Here is a 2737-nt window from a genome sequence, read left to right on the forward strand (position 1 = left end):
GCGGTGGTCGCCGTCGGCCCCTTGCTGCTGGACGGCCGCGGGGGTGGTGCCGTCGACGCGCAGCAGCAGGCCGCTGTGCCGGTTGGCGATCTCGAACACCCGGGGGCTGTCGGTCGCGGGGCCCATCGGGATCAGCCGCCACTGCTGGTGGTACGCGTCGGCGCCCTGGTAGGCGCGCTGCGCGACCACCGTCCCGTGCACCTTCAGTGCGTCGGGAACCTCCAGGACCATGCCGCTGCGCACGTTCTCGAAGGTGTAGAGCACCTCGCCGTCCTCCTGGCCGGCCACCACCAGGCGCCAGCGCTGATGCTCCCGGGGCGCGGCGACGACCTGGTGGATCTCGGCCCCGTCCTTGATGGACTCGCGCAGGGCGCCCATCCGCAGCCTGCTGCGGACGTTGACCCAGGAGACCACCGTGCCCGACGCGGGCAGGCCGGCCGTCGTCGGCGAGGCGATCCTCCGGATCCGCTGGCCGCTGTACTCGGAGATGTAGAGGGTGCCGACGCGGTCCAGAGCGAGCCCCACGGGGCTGTCCAGCTGGGCTTCGTCCCCGGGGCCGCCGTCGCCGGTGGAGCCGGCGGTGCCGGTGCCGGCGATGGTGGTGATCGTGCCGTCGGCCGTGATCTTCCGGATGCGGTGGTTGTTGCCGTCGGCGATGTAGACGTTGCCCGCGCTGTCCACCACCACCCCGGTTGGGATGTTCAGTTGGGCCTGGTCCGCCGGCCCGCCGTCGCCGGTGGAGCCCGCGGTGCCGGTGCCGGCGACGGTGGTGATCGTGCCGTCGGCCGTGATCTTCCGGATGCGGTGGTTGTCGCTCTCGGCGATGTAGAGGGCGCCCGCGCCGTCCATCACCAGCGCGTGCGGGCGGTTCAGTTGGGCCTGGTCCGCCGGGCCGCCGTCGCCGCTGAAGCCGGCGGTGCCGGTGCCGGCGACGGTGGTGATCACGCCGTCGGCCGTGACCTTCCGGACCCGGTGGTCGTCGTAGTCGGCGATGTAGACGTTGCCCGCGCTGTCCACCACCACCCCGAACGGGCTGATCAGTCGGGCCTTGTCGGCCGGGCCGTTGTCGCCGGTGGAGCCCGCGGTGCCGGTGCCGGCGACGGTGGTGATCGTGCCGTCGGCCGTGATCTTCCGGACCCGGTGGTTGTCGCCATCGGCGATGTAGAGGGTGCCCGCGCCGTCCACCGCCGCCCCGCGCGGGGAGTTCAGTCGGGCCTTGTCCGCAGGGCCGTTGTCACCACTGAAGCCCGCGGTGCCGGTGCCCGCGACCGTGCTGATCCTCCCGTCGGTCGCGACCTTCCGGACCCGGTGATTGTCGCGGTCGGCGAAGTAGAGGGTGCTGGTGCTGTCCACCGCGATCCCGAACGGGCGGTTCAACTCGGCCCGGACGGCAGGCCCGTTGTCCCCCTTGGGGCCCGCGACTCCGGTCCCCGCGACCGTGCTGATCACGGGGGCGGGGCTCTCGCTGCCTGTGGTTGCCTCGGAGGCAGTGCTCATTGTCATCCCTTCACCGTTCACGGGCCGCCTGTTGGTCTATTTGCAGGGGGCTGTCGGGTGATTCCAGAAAGTCATACGGGCACGGGGATGGCAATTGCCCGTCCGGGTGCTTCCTCGCGCAACGGGTTGACGTGCCTGGTAAATGCCTGATGGATAATCAATTTCCCAGGAGATTGCAGTGCATGAGTGAGATCCGGACGCAAGGGCGCCGGCGGCGTTCCCCGTGGTGGTCGCTGCTGCCGGGCCGGATAGCGGTGCTCGGGCTGGCCCCGCTGCGGCACGACCAGCGTGTGCTGGACCTCGCCGGCGGCAACAACGTGCCCGAGTCCACTTTGCGGCGCTGGCGCGATGAGATGATCGGCCTGCTCGCCGCCAGGACCCCGCGCATGGGCCGGGCGCTTCGCCAGATAGCCCGGCGCGGCGGCGAGGTCGTACTGATCGACGGCACCTTGATCCCCACCCAGCACGGCACCGGAGTCGAGGATCGGCGCAACTACTCGGGCAAACCCCACCGGCTCTCCCTCGGTTCCGAACGGCCGAAGGACGCGCAGACGCTCACCTACGCCACTCGACCTGCGGGACGTCCTCGTGGTCGGCCAGTCGATGGGCGCGAGCACCATCTGGGCGTACGTGAGCCTGTTCGGCTGCGACCGGCTGGCCGGCATCGGCACCGTCGACCAGACCCCGAAGATGGTCAACTCGCCTGAATGGCAGCACGGTTACTACGGTCTGACGAACGAGAACCTCGGCACCTTCTTCCTCGACCCGGCCGCCGTCGACACCGGCCACGGCCGCGCCTGGCCCGACCCGGCGGCCACCGACGCGCGGGCGGCCAGGGCCTGAGCCGTGACATCACCCCGGACAGCTACCCGCTGCTGTTCGACCACGCCTGCCAGGACTGGCGGGACGTGGTGGCCGGCATCGACGTGCCGGCCCTGATCGTCGCCGGTGCCGACAGCCAGTTCTGGCCCGCCGAACACGCCCACGCCACCGCCGCGTTGACCCCCTTCGCCCGCGCGGTGGCGGTCCCCGGCGGCGGCCACCCGACCCACCTCGACCAGCCGGGGACGGTCGCCCGGCTGATCACCGACTTCGCCGCCTCGCTCGCCTGACCGAACGCCCGCCCCCACCCCGCAGGACGGCCCCCGGCGGGGGAGCCCCCCCACCCCCCGCGCGGGGCCGAACCGCCCCACCCGGAGCCCCACAAGCGCGCCCCCCCCCGGCCCGCCCGCGGGGGAGG

General features: G+C 72.2%; 4 protein-coding genes. 2 read left to right on the forward strand and 2 right to left on the reverse strand.

Annotation, left to right across the window (positions count from 1 at the left end; genetic code table 11):
• Together ACWGJO_RS41370 and ACWGJO_RS41375 are read right to left on the reverse strand one after the other, a co-directional pair.
• Positions 1-1497 (reverse strand): NHL domain-containing protein (locus tag ACWGJO_RS41370; RefSeq protein WP_452190934.1); only part of this gene is annotated, 1497 nt, incomplete at its 3' end.
• Positions 1498-1568: 71 nt separating this feature from the next.
• Positions 1569-2009 (reverse strand): hypothetical protein, encoded by a 441-nt coding sequence (locus ACWGJO_RS41375; protein WP_452190935.1) that lies wholly within the window; start codon positions 2007-2009, stop codon positions 1569-1571.
• Positions 2010-2100: 91 nt separating this feature from the next.
• Here ACWGJO_RS41375 and ACWGJO_RS41380 point away from each other — a divergent pair, with 91 nt between their 5' ends.
• Both ACWGJO_RS41380 and ACWGJO_RS41385 read left to right on the forward strand, forming a co-directional pair.
• Positions 2101-2340 (forward strand): hypothetical protein, encoded by a 240-nt coding sequence (locus tag ACWGJO_RS41380; protein WP_452190936.1) that lies wholly within the window; start codon positions 2101-2103, stop codon positions 2338-2340.
• A 65-nt stretch (positions 2341-2405) separates the two neighbouring features.
• Positions 2406-2609, forward strand: coding sequence for an alpha/beta fold hydrolase (locus ACWGJO_RS41385; protein ID WP_452190937.1), 204 nt, complete (start codon positions 2406-2408; stop codon positions 2607-2609).
• The last annotated feature ends 128 nt before the right edge of the window (positions 2610-2737 follow it).

This window comes from Kitasatospora sp. NPDC054795 (assembly GCF_053611565.1).